A 14,332-nucleotide genomic window follows, 5' to 3' on the forward strand; every position below is an offset into this window, starting at 1 on the left:
ATTACGTTCTGCCTCATCGACGAGAGGAGCGCGTTTATCCCCGGACTATAAGGCTCAAATCCCCGAAGTATCCGATAAAAAACAAAAATGCCAGTCAGCTTAACTGACTGGCATTAGCCGCCTGCCCTCTTTCGAGCGCAGGCGGCCGTTTCGTTTATCGCCCGTTAAGCTTCAGTAGCTACACGCTTTTGCTTTGACCGCCGCGACATCATGTTCAAACCCTCGATCGTCGCCGAGAACGCCATGGCCGCGTAGACGTAGCCTTTCGGTACGTGGGCGCCGAAGCCTTCGGCGATCAGCGTCATGCCGATCATGATCAGGAAGCCCAGCGCCAGCATCACCACCGTCGGGTTGTCGTTGATGAACTTGGCCAAAGGATCAGCCGCCAGCAACATCACCAGTACCGACACCACCACCGCGATGATCATGATCGGCAAATGCTCGGTCATGCCGACAGCGGTAATGATGCTGTCGATGGAAAACACCATGTCCAGCATCAGGATCTGACCGATGGCGGCAGCGAAGCCAAGCGTCACGGCCGAAGTAGCCGACTTCGGATCATCCGGTGCCGGGTCCATGCTGTGATGGATCTCGGTGGTCGCCTTCCACAACAGGAACAAGCCACCGGCGATCAGGATCATGTCTTTCCAGGAGAACGCATGGCCGAGAATGTCGATCACAGGCTCAGTCAACTGGACGATGAACGCGATAGTGCTCAACAGCGCCAGTCGCAGGATCAGCGCCATGCCGATACCGATGCGCCGTGCCTTCTGCCGGTGCTGCTCGGGCAGTTTATTGGTCAGGATCGAAATGAAGATCAGGTTATCGATGCCGAGCACGATTTCCATGACGATCAACGTGGCCAGGGCAACCCAGGCGGTGGGGCTTGCAGCAAGTTCTAAAAGGTATTCCATGGGTCAGTCCTGACTCTTTTAAGACGGTTTAGATTTCCTGGGACGAAGATTCGGTTTTGTCTTTATCTTCGTTTGATGATTCTTTCTTGCTGATCAACCCGCCAGTGGCATCACTGATTGCCTGCTCTGCGGCTTTGTGGGTGTCGTCGATCGCTTGTTTGGCGGTTTCGGCAGCCTTGCCCATCAGTTGCTGAGCGCTTTTCTCGGCCTGGTCGCAACCGGCCAATACCAGTAAAGACGTAATCAGCAGTGCCGTGGTTTTAAGCTTCATGATGCTTTCCTCGATAGAACAGACAGGGCGAAAAGGCCACCCGTCGATAGCGAGGCATTCTAGGGAGGCAAACACTTCAGGAAAATTCGTATTTTTAGCGGTTATACTTCGGTTTTAACGAACTGTAGGTCGCCATGCTCAACTATCGACAGCTGCATTACTTCTGGGTGGTGGCCAAGACCGGCAGCATCGTGCGCGCCTGCGAGCAACTGAACCTGACGCCGCAGACCATCAGCGGGCAGATTTCCCTGCTCGAACAAACCTATGGCATCGAGCTGTTTCGCCGGGTCGGCCGGCAACTGGAACTCACTGAGGCCGGCCGTCAGACACTGCCCTACGCCGAGCAAATGTTTCAGCTGGGCGGCGAACTGGAGCTGATGCTGCGAGCACAGCCCAACGAACAGCAGATTCTGTTTCGGGTGGGTGTGGCCGACGTGGTGCCCAAATCCATCGTCTATCGCCTGATTGCGCCGACCATGGAATTGAGCGAGCCGCTGCGCATCACCTGTCGCGAAGACAAACTGGAACGCCTGCTCGCCGACCTGGCGATCCAGCGTCTCGACCTGGTGATCTCCGACAGCCCGATGCCCTCGCACCTGGACATCAAGGGCTACAGCCAGAAACTCGGAGAATGCGGGATCAGCTTCTTCGCCACTGCTGAACTGGCGGCGCAATACGGTCAGGATTTCCCCCGCAGCCTGCACGGCGCACCGCTGCTGATTCCAGGGCCGGAGACCGTGGTGCGCAGTCGCTTGCAGCGCTGGTTTGCCGAGCAGCAGATCCAGCCGCGTATTGTCGGCGAGTTCGACGACAGCGCCTTGATGCAGGCTTTCGGCCAATCCGGCAGCGGGATCTTCATCGGCCCGAGCGTGATTGCCGATGAGGTAATACGCCAATACGGCGTGGAATTGATTGGCCAGACCGACGCGGTGACCGAGTCGTTCTACGCCATTTCGGTGGAACGCAAGGTCAAGCACCCCGGCATTGTCGCCATTACCGAAGGTGCCCGACGCGAGCTGTTCACCGAGATGTGAGGTGTCAGGCGCAGACTTCGCGGGGCTTGAAGGTCATCAACGCGATGGCCAAGAGGATCGAGGCGAGGATAAAAGCGGCCGCCGCGACACCAAGACCTTGCAGGCCTACACCGTCGATGACCCTACCGCCGATCATGGCGCCCAGGCCGATCCCGAGGTTAGCCCCGGCAATGTTCAGCGATGCCGCGAACGCCGGCGCTTCGGGTGCAGCCTTCATCAATCGCACATGGCTGACCAGGAACAACGCCGCCTGAGTCACGCCCCAAATCCCCATCGCCGCTGCCAGCCCCAGCGGCGAATGAATGTTGGGCACCAACGCCACCAGGCCGGCGATCATGAATGCGCAGAACATCATCGAAGCGATCAACGGATGACGATCCACCGCGCGGCCGCCCAATGAGTTGCCGATCAAGCCGACCGCGCCGAAGCCCATCAGGCACCAGCCGACCACCGTGCCGCTGAAACCGGCCAGTCGCTCAAGAATGTCCGCCAGATAGGTGTAAGCGGTAAACATGCCGCTAAACACCAGGATCGACAGCAGCACATGCCCCACCATCAGCGGGCTGCGCAGGATCCTGAACTGTGACCGAAAGCTCACCTGATGCTGATGCAGATTGGTTTTTGGCAGGTAGATAAACAGCAGCAACGCCTTGGCAAACGCGATCACCGCCAGAATGCCGAAGGCACTGCGCCAACCGAACGCATCGGAGATCAGTGTGCCCACCGGAATGCCGAACACGGTGGCGCAGACAATGCCGAAACCGATCTTGGCGATGGCGCGACCGGCGTAGTCCGGGCCGACGATGTCCACCGCGGTTTCACTGGCCAGCGCCCAGAACACTGGCAGCCCCAACGCGGGGATCAACCGGGCGACGGACATCACCCAGATGTTCGGTGCAAACGCCGCCAGGGTGTTGGCCAGGCCGAACATGATCAGCACCGAGATGAACAATTTGCGGCGCTCGAACCGGGCGAAATAGGCGGTCAGGAACGGCCCGAATGCGGCGACCGTGAAGGCGAACAAGGTCACCAGCAAACCCGCTTGCGGGATGGTGACTTCAAGGTCTCGAGCGATCGCCGGCAACAGGCCGACGATGACGAATTCCGTGGTCAGCACCGTGAAACCGGCGGCAGACAACAGAAGGATGGGCAACAGCATGCAGAACTCCAGAAAACGACGACACCAGCGATAGCCCGAAGGCCCACTGGCATGACTTGAAAATGAGGATGGCGAATCTTAACAGAGTGTTTCCGATCAGGGTTGCACGAACCTGCCGATCTCGTTGACCCACGGGCGGCAGATCGTCACAGGTCTGAAGATAAAGGCCACGCTGTGATAAAGTCCGCGCCCCGCGATACGTACACCCTATTCATCGGCCATTGATTGGCATTGATGTCGCGATACCCCGCACCTAAAAAAATCAGAGATGCCGTTTTATGACCGCTCCATCCCCTTCTCTATGGTTACGCCTGAAACGCTTAAGCCTGGTCACACAAATCATCATCGGCCTCATCGCCGGGATTGCCCTGGCCCTGTTCGCGCCGGAGGTGGCGAAGTCCACTGCGTTCATCGGCAAAGTCTTCGTAGCGGCGCTTAAAGCTGTCGCGCCGATTCTGGTGTTCGTGCTGGTCATGGCCTCGATTGCCAACCATAAGCACGGCCAGGAAACCCACATCCGGCCGATTCTGTTTCTGTATCTGCTGGGGACTTTCGCGGCGGCGGTGGTGGCCGTTGTCGCCAGTACGTTGTTCCCCTCGAGCCTGGTATTGGCAACTCACGACGTTGCGGTCACCGCGCCGGGCGGTATCAGTGAAGTGCTGCAAAGTCTGCTGTTGAGCGTGGTCGACAACCCGGTCAGTGCGCTGATGAATGCCAACTTCATCGGCATTCTGGCGTGGGCGATTGGTATGGGCGTTGCCATTCGCCATGCCGGCGACACCACTCGCGAGGTGCTCGGCGACGTGTCTAACGGCGTGACCCTGATCGTGCGTTTGGTGATTCGTTTCGCGCCACTGGGGATCTTCGGCCTGGTGGCTTCGACCCTCGCCACCTCCGGTTTCGGTGCCTTGATCGGCTATGTGCATCTGCTGGCGGTTTTGCTGGGCTGCATGCTGTTTGTGGCGCTGGTGATGAACCCGGTCATCGTGTTCTGGAAACTGCGTCGCAACCCTTATCCGCTGGTGATCACGTGCTTGCGCGAAAGCGGTATCACTGCATTTTTCACCCGCAGCTCGGCGGCGAACATTCCGGTCAATCTGGAATTGAGCAAGCGCCTGGGCCTGCACGAAGACACCTACTCGGTCTCGATCCCGCTGGGCGCAACCATCAACATGGCGGGCGCGGCGATCACCATTACCGTGCTGACCCTGGCCGCCGTGCATACGCTGGGCATCGCCGTGGACATTCCGACCGCCATCCTGCTGAGCGTCGTCGCGGCGATCTGTGCCTGTGGCGCTTCGGGCGTGGCGGGCGGCTCGTTGCTGTTGATTCCACTGGCGTGCAGCCTGTTTGGCATCCCCAGTGAAATCGCCATGCAGGTGGTGGCCGTCGGGTTCATCATCGGTGTGCTGCAGGACTCGGCGGAAACGGCGCTGAACTCCTCCACCGACGTACTGTTTACCGCGGCGGCGTGCCTGGGCGAAGACGAGAGAGCCCAGCGTCTGGCGTAACAAAGATCAAAAGATCGCAGCCTCGTTTCACTCGACAGCTCCTACAGGCGGTACGCATCTCAATGTAGGAGCTGTCGAGTGAAACGAGGCTGCGATCTTTTGATTCAAAAAAAACCCGCCAAGGTTCACACCTTGGCGGGCTTTTTTACGCAGGGAGGTTTAGAACGCGCCCATGTAATCGCGCTTGCCTACTTCCACACCGTTGTGACGCAGCAGTGCGTAGGTGGTGGTGACGTGGAAGAAGAATTGCGGCAGACCGTAGCTCAGCAGGTAAGCCTGGCCAGTGAAGCGCTTCTCTTTCGGCGTGCCCTGACGGGTGATGATTTCGATGCCTTCCTTGCCGTCGATCTGTTCCGGCTTGATCTCGCCGATGAAGGCCAGCACTTTGGCGATCAGCGCTTGCAGCTCGGCGAAGGTGGTTTCGGTGTCGTCGTATTTCGGCAGTTCAACTTCGGCCAGACGCGCGGAAACGCCCTTGGCGAAATCAACGGCGATCTGCACCTGACGGACCAGCGGGAACATGTCCGGGTACAGACGGGCTTGCAGGAAAGCATTCGGGTCGATGTTCTTGGCGGTGGCGTGGGCTTCGGCCTTGTTCAAAACATCGCTCAGGGCGTTGAGCATTTGTTTGAAAACCGGGACGGAAGCGGCGTACAGAGAAATAGTCATGGCAGTCTCGTGTTGTGACAGGAGGGAAACGTGGGGCGATTATAGCCATGCGCGGTCCCAGGTGAAGCGATAGATATTGGCTGGCTGTCCGGGATGACAACGGCCGTTATCGGCATCGACACCGACGATCGACCACTGTGCGCGCGAAGTTTCCCCCAGTTCACGGGCGGCCTGCGGATTGAAACACCGGCTCAGCAGTTCATCCGGCACCAAGGCGTACGCCTGACGATGCTCGCGCAGCCATTGAGCGGCCTGCTCGACCGTGGAGCCGATCATTCCGAAATGCACGATCGGCTGTCGGGCGAACAACCAGTGACCCTCGCGCCAGTTGACCAGCACCAGGTCTGCGCCCTGGGTCATCGCCGCTGCTTGCGCCATCAGCGCTTCGTGGGGATTGGGTCCGTCCTTGACCGGATCGACGAAACCGCGAGCGAACCACAGCGTGAACCACGTGACGGCCAACACCTGGAACACCCGCCGACCGCGCGGGCGCTTGCCGAACCAGCGCTTGAGCAGCCACGGAATCAGCGGCGCTGCAACCAGCACCAGCCCTGGCAACGCCGGATAAATGTACAACTTGCGTTTGCCGCTGCTCACGCAAAAGAACAGTACCACCAGTACGACCCAACCCAGCAGCACCAGCACTCGACCGTCACGCTTGCGCAACTGCCGCCGCCAGGCGGGCACGAGCCACGGCAAGGCAAGCACCAACGGCATCCAGTATTGCGGGATGACGTTGACGAAGAAATACCAGAACGGTTCTCGGTGATCCCACGCGGCGGCATAACGCCCCGCTGTCTGGCGCAGCAGAATTTCCCGTGCGTAGGCGATTTCGTCAGCGGCGCCATTGAATGCGATGGACACCGCCAAGGGCAGCAGCCAGATCGCGACGGCGCCAAGCACCACCAAAAAACCCAGGCACCACTTGCGCGCCTCACCCGGCATGGCCACCACCCCAGGCCAGCCTTTGCGCACCGCGTAGGCATACGGAATCAGCATCAACGCCGGGACGAAGCCGACCCCTTTGGTGATCACGCCAATGCCCATGGCGGCGCATCCCGCGTAAAACCAACGCCAGGCGGGCCCGAGCAGCAGGTGACGAGCCAGGCCGTACAGGCCCAGAGAGGTGAACAGAATCAGAAAACTGTCGATCTGACCGGTCCGCAGAATGCTGTACGTCTGATACGTGGCCAGGTACAACAGCGCTGCTGTTCGTCCGGCCCGCTGATTCCATAACCGGCGACCCAGGTCGTAAAGCATGGCCGTGACCGATGTGGCAGACAAAAGCCCCGGAATATAAAGGGCAAGGGCGGGCATCCCGGTGATCCAGGTGAAAAACGCCACCGTCCACATGAAAATCGGTGGTTTATCGCCGTAGATCTCGGCGGCTCGGTGCGGAATCAACCAAGAACCGTTGTGCAGCATCTCCAGCGCAACGCCGAGGAAACGCTCCTCGTCGACATTCTGCGGCTGACGCAGACCGAACCCGGCGCCGACCAATAAAAGAGCAAGCAACATCAGGCCCAGGCATTCGACACCGGGTGACAGGGTTCGGCGCACGGTTCAGTCCTTCAAGGTTTTGCTGCGGGCAATCAATTGCAGGTTGCGCAAATAGACGATGGAGCCGAACGCCTGACCGGCGATGAAAACCGGGTCCTGTCGGTAAATGGCGTAAGCAAACAGCAGCGCACTGCCGACGATGCTCAGGTACCAGAAGCTCACCGGAATTACGCTGCGCTTCTTGTATTCGCTGTACAGCCACTGCAGGGCAAAGCGACCGGTGAAGGCGATCTGGCCACTGAAACCGACCACCAGCCACAGGGTTTCGCGGGACAGGTTCATCCTTCGATCTCCTGCGCATGGGCATGCAGACGCGTGCGCCTGATCAGCCACCAGACGCCGATCAGATCGAGAATGCCCACCAGGGCGCGGTCGATGTTTCCGTATTTGGATACCCCGGCCGTGCGGGGCCGATGGTTGACCGGATGGGTGATCATCCGGCCGTTATGACGCTGGATCAGCGCAGGAATGAACCGGTGCATGTGGTCGAAGTACGGCAAGCGCAGAAACGCCCCCCGCTGTATCAGTTTCAGCCCGCAGCCGGTGTCCGGCGTCTGGTCCTTGAGCATCCGGCTACGCAACCCGTTGGCAAAACGCGAGGCCCAGCGCTTGCTCGTGGTATCGCGCCGGTTGACTCGGTGCCCGGCCACCAACTGAAGGTCGACGCTCCCCTGCTCGCTGCGCACTAATGCCAGCATGCCGGGGATATCCGCCGGGTCGTTCTGACCGTCGCCATCGAGCGTGGCCAGCCATTGGCCACGAGCGGCGAGCGCCGCATGGTAGAGCGAAGTGCTCTGCCCCAGCGAACGCTCATGGCGCAGGATACGCAACGTGCTCAGGCCGCTGTGCCGGGTCTGCCGCAGTTCCTGCAAGGAAGCGTCAGTACTGCCATCGTCCACGACGATGATTTCATACGCCTCATCGACCAGTGCGATACGAATTTCTTCGAGCAGCGATTTGAGATTGCTCGCCTCGTTCTTTGCCGGAATCAGGACGGATACAAATATGTCTTGGCTCATAGAGACCCCTATTACCCTGGATTCTTATGATCAAGGGCCAACGTTTCATCTCTGATAAAAGTGGCGGTACCACTTCACAAATTCCGCGACGCCGGCCTCAACCGTCACTTGTGGACGGAAATCGATCCACTGCGCCAATGCCGACACATCCGCCCAGGTCTTGACCACATCGCCAGCCTGCAGCGGCAGGAAGTTGCGCCAGGCCTTCCTATCCAATGCCGACTCCAGACAATCGACGAAATCCAGCAGCGCCACCGGCGTGCCGCGCCCGATGTTGAAGATCCGGTTGGCGCCATCGCCAGGTCCGTCCGATAACGGCGGTCTTGGGCGCAGGCGCGCAATGCTTTCGACGATGTCGTCGATGTAGGTAAAGTCGCGCGACATCTGGCCTTGGTTGTAGAGGTCAATCGGCCTGCCGTTGAGGATCGCTTCGGTAAATTTGAACAGCGCCATGTCGGGGCGCCCCCAAGGTCCGTAAACGGTAAAAAAACGCAGGCCGCTGGCCTTCAGTCCATACAGATGGCTGTAGCTGTGAGCCATCAGCTCATTGGCACGTTTGCTGGCGGCATACAGGGAAATCGGATGGTCGACGGCGTCTTCGACGCTGAACGGCATTTTGCTGTTGGTGCCGTACACCGAGCTGCTCGATGCATAAATCAGATGCTCGGGGCGATGGTGCCGGCAGGCTTCCAGCACATTCAGAAAACCCACCAGGTTCGATTGCGCATACACGTCCGGGTTGTCCAGCGAGTAGCGAACGCCCGCCTGGGCAGCCAGATGGATAACCTCTGTGAAGCCGTGATCCTTGAACAGTGCCATCAAGGCCGATTTGTCGACGATATCCAGTGTCTGGAAACGAAAGCCCGACAAGGGCTTCAGCTCCTCAAGCCGTGCGTGTTTGAGTTCCACGCTGTAGTAGTCGTTGAGATTATCGATACCGACCACCTCAAGACCTTCCTGACACAAGCGCTTGACCGTGTGATACCCGATGAAACCGGCGGCGCCGGTGACCAGTACGGTCATAGCGGGCGCGCGCCGATCAGCGCATTATTGCGGGTCGATGCCCACGTCAGCTTCATGCCTTGCTCCACTGCACAATTAATAAGGCCGGTGACGTCGTCGATGGGAATTTTCGCCGTACCCGTCATAAGCCGCAGTCATCTGCAGCCATGCATACGGTGCACGTCTAATTGTTAAGATGGCGTGACACGTTGATTTAGGTTTTGTGACCATCGCCAAGGTACGGCGACGAATTCAGTTGCCATTGGCACCCGTCAATTTAAAGTGCATGCCAGCAGGAGAAAATCATGAACCCGGGAAGGAATGCAGAATCATGAGCACTGAGCAAGAAACAACCTTCGACGAGCCGCGACTCAACAGCACGGAAATCCGCATTCTGGGTTCGTTGATCGAAAAACAGGCCACCAGCCCGGAAACCTATCCGCTGACCCTCAATGCGCTGGTGATTGCCTGCAACCAGAAAACCAGCCGCGAGCCGGTGATGAACCTGACCCAGGGTCAGGTCGGCCAAAGCCTGCGCGCCCTCGAAGGACGCGGCTTTACCAAACTGGTGATGGGCAGTCGTGCGGATCGCTGGGAACACAAAGTCGACAAGGCACTGGAACTGGTGCCGGCTCAGGTCATTCTTGCGGGGCTGCTGTTCCTGCGTGGTCCGCAAACGGTCAATGAGCTGCTGACCCGCAGCGGCCGTATGCATGACTTTGAAGATGCCGAGCAGGTGGTGCATCAACTGGAACGCTTGATCGCTCGCGGTCTGGCGCTGTTGATTCCGCGCCAGGCCGGTCAGCGTGAAGACCGCTACATGCACGCCTTGGGCGACCCGGCGGACATCGAGGTGATCCTGGCGGCACGGCAGAACCCGACCGAGCGTGGCGCGGGTGGTGGCGTATCGGTTGAGCGGATCGAAGAGCTCGAGGCGCGAATTGCGGCGCTGGAAGAGCGTCTGGCCCGCCTCGAATAAACAACGCGACCTGTGTAGCAGCTGCCGAGCCTGCGAGGCTGCGTCCGGCTGCGAAGCAGTCGTTAAATCAAGCGATGCGGTGTTTCAGGAAAACCTTACATATAGGGTTTACGACTGCTGCGCAGCCGGACGCAGGCTCGGCAGCTGCTACACAGGCTGCGGTTATTCACCGTCCCAGTAATCCACGCCGTCCGCCAGCCTGGCGACGGCGACGAAGCCCGAGGCATTGCCCTCGGCATCGACCTTGAAGTTGTCCATCACCACGTACTTGCCGGAGTCCGGGTACTCGCAAATCTCGGGTGATTGCTGGGTGCTGACCGCCAGGTAGCGCAGCTCAGCGTTGCTGGTGTTGATGATCTGGTGCGCAGTTTCAGGGCCGCCCGGTGGACAGGCAATGACATCACCGGCGCGAACGGGAAAGCGCTCGGCGCCCAAGCGAATCTCCCCTTCCCCGGCCACGATGTAAAACATCTCCTCGTTGACCCGATGACTGTGAAACGGGCTGCCACGCATCCCCGGTTCCAGCGCGTACAGGCGATAACCCAGCTTCTGCGCGCCAAGTTGCTGGCCGATGCGCGCCTGCCGTTGCTGATAGCGGTCGGCGGTGTCTCCCGTCGGGGCAAACGCTTCGGGCAGCGGTTCAAGCTCGGCTTGATCCAGATTAAGAATGGCAGGATGCATGAGTCACCTCAGTCACGGTTTCGCTTGTTGGGCAGCAGGATAGCCAAGGCCACTTCGGGCAAATTCCACGGCTTTGTGAAACTGCTCATCGGTCGGCCGCACGCCGGTGTACAACACGAACTGCTCCAGCGCCTGGATCGCGATCACTTCCAGCCCGGTGATCACTCGCTTGCCTTCAGCACGAGCGCGCACAATCAACGGTGTTTCCGAGGGGACTGCCACTACATCGAAGACAGTCTCGGCAGCAGCGATGGTATCAACATCGAACGCCAACTGATCGGCCTCGGGGCCGGACATACCAATCGGTGTGACGTTGATCAGCATCTGCGGCCGCTCCGAGCCCAGCTCCGCTTGCCATCGATAGCCCAGCGATTCGGCCAACGCCCGTCCGGCACGCTCGTTACGGGCGACGATCAGGCCATTTTTGTAGCCACCATCGCGCAAGGCACTGGCCACCGCCTTGGCCATGCCGCCGCTGCCGCGCAGGGCAAAGGTCAATTCCTTCGGCACCTGGTGGGTTTCAAGCAACTGGGCGATCGCGATGTAGTCGGTGTTGTAAGCCTTGAGATGGCCGTTAGTGTTAACGATGGTGTTGATTGATTGAATGGCCGCAGCGGAGGGGTCCAGTTCATCGACCAGCGCAATGCACGCCTCCTTGAACGGCATCGACACGCCGCAACCACGAATCCCCAAGGCGCGAATGCCAACAACGGCGCCTGGCAGATCCTGACTGCTGAAGGCCTTGTAGTAAAAATTCAGGTCCAGTTGCTCATACAGATGATTGTGAAACCGCAAACCGAAGTTCCCGGGACGTGCGGCAAGCGACATGCACAGCTGGGTGTCTCTGTTGGGGTTCATCTGCATGAAAAATCTCCTTGAATAGCACTTTCAGATGGACGGGATTAGCCAATCCATCGGGTCTGATCGATCATAACGGCGTGTCTGCACGCGGCCTCACTGAACCGTAAAGAAGCTAATACAGACCTTACACAAAATTTACCCAACGGCTGTGCTGATTTTGAAAAAAACGCTGTCTTAGAAGTATCCCCGCGACAATCCTTGGGCCTATTGCAGACACAAGCGCCGGGGCGAAGAACCGAGGAATATCATGACCCGTAAAATCCCCACGGCAGCCTTGCTGATCGGTGCTCTTGCTATCGCAGGGCAGGCAGAGGCTGGCGGCGGTCACGGTTGGGAAGGACCGGCGGTATTTGGTGCGATCGTTGGCTCGGCCATCGTCGGTTCGGCCATCATCAACAGCAACCGGCCGGTCTATGTACAGCAACCGGTTTACGCTCAGCCACAACCGGTTTACTACGGCCCGCCCCCGGTTTATTACCAGCCGGCACCGGTCTACGTGCAACAACCGGTCTATTACGGCCCGCCGCCGGTTTACTACGGCCCGCCACGTGGTTATTACGGTCCGCCGCGTGGTTATTACGGTCCACCGCGCGGTTACTACGGCCCTCCCCACGGCTATGGCCGCTGGTAACCGAATCATCAGGCCCCGCCTCAACAGCGGGGCCTTTTTTGTGACCGTCCGTCGGCAGAGGTCTGGATAAATCTCGCCAAGGTCGCTGTCGGGACAGTCTTTGCGGTGCAAGCTGGCAAGATTGATTCGCCACCTTCCCCCGCTTTGGGAAAAACGGTCATATTTATGTCATGTCGGGTCCGCAATCTTGGATCTGTCCGTTAACAACAGGTTGATAAAAACAAGGACGACCTCATGCCCACGCAAAACCCGCACCGCATTGTCGGCTTGTGCACTTCCAGCAAGGTGTACAACGCACTGACCGAACTCAAGCACCTGGAAGGCCATCGCAGCGCCAAGTTTCTTTCGCTGCTGGCAGAAAACCTGGTGCGAAAAGGCCTGCTCAACGAGCAGGAAGTGGTTCATATGCTGGATCTGGTGGTCGACTGAAGCGAAGCCACATTGGCATCAATGACGACTATCGAAAGCGTTGATTGTCCGTTCAAGCGTCCGGTCCGTAAGGTAGCTCCACAGATTGATGGAGGTACTTATGTCCCAGGTTCAGATCATGTCCGTTATCGGCAGCGCCGTTCCCGCACCGCTTAGAGAGCTAGGATTGCTCGCCTGTTGGTATCTGGTGCAGGACGGCGAACCGATCAGCGGCCCGCTCACCTCGCTGCCGGCCGCCCAGGCACTGTCGCAACGTATCGGCCAAGGCCATCTCAACGCTTAAGGCAGCTGCACCCGCGGCTTGGTTTCAATGAAGATTGACCAGCTCGACATGAACAGTGCGGCGATCAGCGGCCCGATCACAAAACCATTGAGGCCGAAGACCGCCAGACCGCCAAGGGTCGAGATAAGGATCAAATAGTCCGGCATCTTTGTATCCTTGCCCACCAGGATCGGTCGCAGCACGTTATCCACCAGACCGATCACAAAAATCCCGAACAGCATCAGCACCACGCCCTGCCAGATCGCCCCGGCGAACAGGAAAAACGCCGCCACCGGCGCCCAGACAATCCCCGCCCCCACCGCTGGCAACAGCGACAGAAACGCCATCAGCACCGCCCAGAGCAGCGCGCTCGGGACATCCAAAAACCAGAAAATCAAACCGCCCAATGCGCCCTGCGTGATCGCCACCAGCAGGTTGCCCTTCACTGTCGCCCGCACCACGCGATTGAACTTGAGCTGCAGACGGCGTTTCTGGTGTTCATCCAGCGGCACGGCAGCGCGTACTTTTCGCGCCAGTTCTGCACCGTCGCGCAAAAAGAAGAACAGCAGGTACAGCATGATGAAAAACCCCACCACGAATTCGAACGTACCCTGACCAAAACTGAAGGCTTTGTTGGCGATGAACTCATTGCCTGTCACTGCACTCTTGATGATTTTCTCCCGCAACCCGTCCAGCTCGCCAACCCCGGCCCGATCGAGCACATGCTGAAAGTACAGCGGCAGGCTTTGTTTGAAATGCGTCACATACCCGGCGATGTCCAGCTCGCCGCTTTCGATGCTCTTGTACAGTGCGGCCCCTTCTTGCACCAGGAAGATACTGAGGATGATCACCGGCAGGATCGCGATCACCAGGCAGATGCTCAGGGTGAGCAGCGACGTCAGGTTGCGCTCCCAGCCGAACTTCAGTTGCAGTCGACGCTGCAGGGGCGCGAAGAGGATGCCGAGGATGACCGCCCAGAACACCGCGCCGTAAAACGGCAGCAAAATCCAGATGAAAGCGGCGGTGACCAGTCCCAGTAAAATCGCCAGTGATTTGTTTTGCAGTTTCTCTTCGTTCATGTCCGATCCATGTCAGTCCGCAGGGGCGCAGGCTCTTGTACTGGAGAGCCGTCCTGATGCTTAGTCCGCCACGGTTCGCGCGAGTGCCATCCGTTTGTTCATCAAGCATAGATCCAGATCAATGAATCTTTGGGGCAAGCCGATTATTCTCGGCGGCTTTTGTGACCGACGCTGCCATGACCCTGCTCCCCCCGGAACTGCTCGCCCCCGCCGGCACCCTGAAAAACATGCGTTATGCCTTCGCCTACGGCGCCGATGCGGTGTACGCCGG

18 protein-coding genes are annotated in these 14,332 nt (G+C 59.0%); 7 read left to right on the top strand and 11 right to left on the bottom strand.

Going from position 1 to position 14,332, the window contains the following annotated elements; translation table 11 throughout:
- Positions 1 to 164 precede the first annotated feature (164 nt).
- Together WLY71_RS25030 and WLY71_RS25035 are read right to left on the bottom strand one after the other, a co-directional pair.
- Positions 165 to 914 carry a TerC family protein gene (locus tag WLY71_RS25030; protein WP_347805677.1) on the bottom strand — a complete coding sequence of 250 codons (750 nt, stop codon included), beginning with the start codon at positions 912 to 914 and terminating at the stop codon, positions 165 to 167.
- Between the two features lie 28 nt (positions 915 to 942).
- Complete coding sequence (locus tag WLY71_RS25035) at positions 943 to 1,185, bottom strand: hypothetical protein (protein WP_283188639.1); 243 nt, start codon at positions 1,183 to 1,185, stop codon at positions 943 to 945.
- 134 nt (positions 1,186 to 1,319) lie between these two features.
- On the opposite strand from WLY71_RS25035, the gene nhaR reads away from it, so the two are divergent.
- On the top strand, positions 1,320 to 2,219 hold the full coding sequence (gene nhaR, locus WLY71_RS25040; protein ID WP_008148408.1) for a transcriptional activator NhaR: 900 nt from the start codon (positions 1,320 to 1,322) through the stop codon (positions 2,217 to 2,219).
- 4 nt (positions 2,220 to 2,223) lie between these two features.
- On the opposite strand, the gene WLY71_RS25045 is transcribed toward nhaR, so the two are convergent.
- Positions 2,224 to 3,378 (bottom strand): MFS transporter, encoded by a 1,155-nt coding sequence (locus WLY71_RS25045; RefSeq protein ID WP_347805678.1) that lies wholly within the window; start codon positions 3,376 to 3,378, stop codon positions 2,224 to 2,226.
- Positions 3,379 to 3,656: 278 nt separating this feature from the next.
- Here WLY71_RS25045 and sstT point away from each other — a divergent pair, with 278 nt between their 5' ends.
- Positions 3,657 to 4,889, top strand: a complete 1,233-nt coding sequence (gene sstT, locus WLY71_RS25050) for a serine/threonine transporter SstT (protein WP_347805679.1) — start codon at positions 3,657 to 3,659, stop codon at positions 4,887 to 4,889.
- 159 nt (positions 4,890 to 5,048) lie between these two features.
- Here the strand turns inward: sstT and WLY71_RS25055 are convergent, their stop codons facing one another.
- The 5 genes from WLY71_RS25055 to WLY71_RS25075 are packed head-to-tail and all read right to left on the bottom strand — an operon-like array spanning position 5,049 to position 9,160.
- Positions 5,049 to 5,558, bottom strand: coding sequence for a DUF1993 domain-containing protein (locus WLY71_RS25055; protein WP_008148402.1), 510 nt, complete (start codon positions 5,556 to 5,558; stop codon positions 5,049 to 5,051).
- A 39-nt stretch (positions 5,559 to 5,597) separates the two neighbouring features.
- Positions 5,598 to 7,118 carry an ArnT family glycosyltransferase gene (locus WLY71_RS25060; protein WP_347805680.1) on the bottom strand — a complete coding sequence of 507 codons (1,521 nt, stop codon included), beginning with the start codon at positions 7,116 to 7,118 and terminating at the stop codon, positions 5,598 to 5,600.
- 3 nt (positions 7,119 to 7,121) lie between these two features.
- On the bottom strand, positions 7,122 to 7,400 hold the full coding sequence (locus tag WLY71_RS25065) for a lipid-A-disaccharide synthase N-terminal domain-containing protein (RefSeq protein WP_347805681.1): 279 nt from the start codon (positions 7,398 to 7,400) through the stop codon (positions 7,122 to 7,124).
- Entirely contained in the window at positions 7,397 to 8,137 is a 741-nt protein-coding gene (locus WLY71_RS25070; protein ID WP_347805682.1) for a glycosyltransferase family 2 protein, read from the bottom strand. Before WLY71_RS25070 ends, WLY71_RS25065 begins: the two co-directional genes overlap by 4 nt.
- Positions 8,138 to 8,182: 45 nt before the next feature.
- Positions 8,183 to 9,160 carry an NAD-dependent epimerase gene (locus tag WLY71_RS25075; RefSeq protein WP_347805683.1) on the bottom strand — a complete coding sequence of 326 codons (978 nt, stop codon included), beginning with the start codon at positions 9,158 to 9,160 and terminating at the stop codon, positions 8,183 to 8,185.
- 310 nt (positions 9,161 to 9,470) lie between these two features.
- On the opposite strand from WLY71_RS25075, the gene WLY71_RS25080 reads away from it, so the two are divergent.
- Entirely contained in the window at positions 9,471 to 10,118 is a 648-nt protein-coding gene (locus WLY71_RS25080; protein ID WP_074878482.1) for a YceH family protein, read from the top strand.
- A 162-nt stretch (positions 10,119 to 10,280) separates the two neighbouring features.
- Here WLY71_RS25080 and WLY71_RS25085 read toward each other — a convergent pair whose 3' ends face one another.
- Both WLY71_RS25085 and WLY71_RS25090 read right to left on the bottom strand, forming a co-directional pair.
- The gene (locus WLY71_RS25085) at positions 10,281 to 10,799 is read right to left on the bottom strand and encodes a cupin domain-containing protein (protein WP_347805684.1); all 519 of its coding nucleotides are present in this window, start codon (positions 10,797 to 10,799) and stop codon (positions 10,281 to 10,283) included.
- A 12-nt stretch (positions 10,800 to 10,811) separates the two neighbouring features.
- Positions 10,812 to 11,663 carry a shikimate 5-dehydrogenase gene (locus WLY71_RS25090; RefSeq protein ID WP_347805685.1) on the bottom strand — a complete coding sequence of 284 codons (852 nt, stop codon included), beginning with the start codon at positions 11,661 to 11,663 and terminating at the stop codon, positions 10,812 to 10,814.
- 244 nt (positions 11,664 to 11,907) lie between these two features.
- Between WLY71_RS25090 and WLY71_RS25095 the strand changes: the two genes are divergently transcribed.
- From WLY71_RS25095 to WLY71_RS25105, 3 genes are all read left to right on the top strand, one after another.
- Positions 11,908 to 12,291 (top strand): hypothetical protein, encoded by a 384-nt coding sequence (locus WLY71_RS25095; protein WP_347805686.1) that lies wholly within the window; start codon positions 11,908 to 11,910, stop codon positions 12,289 to 12,291.
- Between the two features lie 234 nt (positions 12,292 to 12,525).
- Complete coding sequence (locus tag WLY71_RS25100) at positions 12,526 to 12,720, top strand: hypothetical protein (RefSeq protein WP_003179723.1); 195 nt, start codon at positions 12,526 to 12,528, stop codon at positions 12,718 to 12,720.
- A gap of 100 nt (positions 12,721 to 12,820) precedes the next feature.
- A complete protein-coding gene (locus tag WLY71_RS25105) occupies positions 12,821 to 13,003 on the top strand; it encodes a hypothetical protein (RefSeq protein WP_283188649.1) in 183 nt (60 codons plus the stop codon).
- On the opposite strand, the gene WLY71_RS25110 is transcribed toward WLY71_RS25105, so the two are convergent.
- Complete coding sequence (locus WLY71_RS25110; protein ID WP_347805687.1) at positions 13,000 to 14,061, bottom strand: AI-2E family transporter; 1,062 nt, start codon at positions 14,059 to 14,061, stop codon at positions 13,000 to 13,002. The two genes, WLY71_RS25105 and WLY71_RS25110, sit on opposite strands and share 4 nt — an antisense overlap.
- A 176-nt stretch (positions 14,062 to 14,237) precedes the next feature.
- Here WLY71_RS25110 and WLY71_RS25115 point away from each other — a divergent pair.
- On the top strand, positions 14,238 to 14,332 hold a 95-nt coding region (locus WLY71_RS25115; RefSeq protein ID WP_347805688.1), incomplete at its 3' end, for a hypothetical protein.

This window comes from Pseudomonas rossensis, from assembly GCF_039888995.1.
Taxonomy (GTDB): Bacteria; Pseudomonadota; Gammaproteobacteria; order Pseudomonadales; family Pseudomonadaceae; genus Aquipseudomonas; species Aquipseudomonas rossensis.

What these genes read in the sequence shown, in the direction of transcription:
- WLY71_RS25030 (WP_347805677.1), bottom strand. Translation starts at nt 914, where the DNA reads ATGGAATACCTTTTAGAACTTGCTGCAAGCCCCACCGCCTGGGTTGCC.
- WLY71_RS25035 (WP_283188639.1), bottom strand. Translation starts at nt 1,185, where the DNA reads ATGAAGCTTAAAACCACGGCACTGCTGATTACGTCTTTACTGGTATTG.
- nhaR (WP_008148408.1), top strand. Translation starts at nt 1,320, where the DNA reads ATGCTCAACTATCGACAGCTGCATTACTTCTGGGTGGTGGCCAAGACC.
- WLY71_RS25045 (WP_347805678.1), bottom strand. Translation starts at nt 3,378, where the DNA reads ATGCTGTTGCCCATCCTTCTGTTGTCTGCCGCCGGTTTCACGGTGCTG.
- sstT (WP_347805679.1), top strand. Translation starts at nt 3,657, where the DNA reads ATGACCGCTCCATCCCCTTCTCTATGGTTACGCCTGAAACGCTTAAGC.
- WLY71_RS25055 (WP_008148402.1), bottom strand. Translation starts at nt 5,558, where the DNA reads ATGACTATTTCTCTGTACGCCGCTTCCGTCCCGGTTTTCAAACAAATG.
- WLY71_RS25065 (WP_347805681.1), bottom strand. Translation starts at nt 7,400, where the DNA reads ATGAACCTGTCCCGCGAAACCCTGTGGCTGGTGGTCGGTTTCAGTGGC.
- WLY71_RS25070 (WP_347805682.1), bottom strand. Translation starts at nt 8,137, where the DNA reads ATGAGCCAAGACATATTTGTATCCGTCCTGATTCCGGCAAAGAACGAG.
- WLY71_RS25075 (WP_347805683.1), bottom strand. Translation starts at nt 9,160, where the DNA reads ATGACCGTACTGGTCACCGGCGCCGCCGGTTTCATCGGGTATCACACG.
- WLY71_RS25080 (WP_074878482.1), top strand. Translation starts at nt 9,471, where the DNA reads ATGAGCACTGAGCAAGAAACAACCTTCGACGAGCCGCGACTCAACAGC.
- WLY71_RS25085 (WP_347805684.1), bottom strand. Translation starts at nt 10,799, where the DNA reads ATGCATCCTGCCATTCTTAATCTGGATCAAGCCGAGCTTGAACCGCTG.
- WLY71_RS25090 (WP_347805685.1), bottom strand. Translation starts at nt 11,663, where the DNA reads ATGCAGATGAACCCCAACAGAGACACCCAGCTGTGCATGTCGCTTGCC.
- WLY71_RS25095 (WP_347805686.1), top strand. Translation starts at nt 11,908, where the DNA reads ATGACCCGTAAAATCCCCACGGCAGCCTTGCTGATCGGTGCTCTTGCT.
- WLY71_RS25100 (WP_003179723.1), top strand. Translation starts at nt 12,526, where the DNA reads ATGCCCACGCAAAACCCGCACCGCATTGTCGGCTTGTGCACTTCCAGC.
- WLY71_RS25105 (WP_283188649.1), top strand. Translation starts at nt 12,821, where the DNA reads ATGTCCCAGGTTCAGATCATGTCCGTTATCGGCAGCGCCGTTCCCGCA.
- WLY71_RS25110 (WP_347805687.1), bottom strand. Translation starts at nt 14,061, where the DNA reads ATGAACGAAGAGAAACTGCAAAACAAATCACTGGCGATTTTACTGGGA.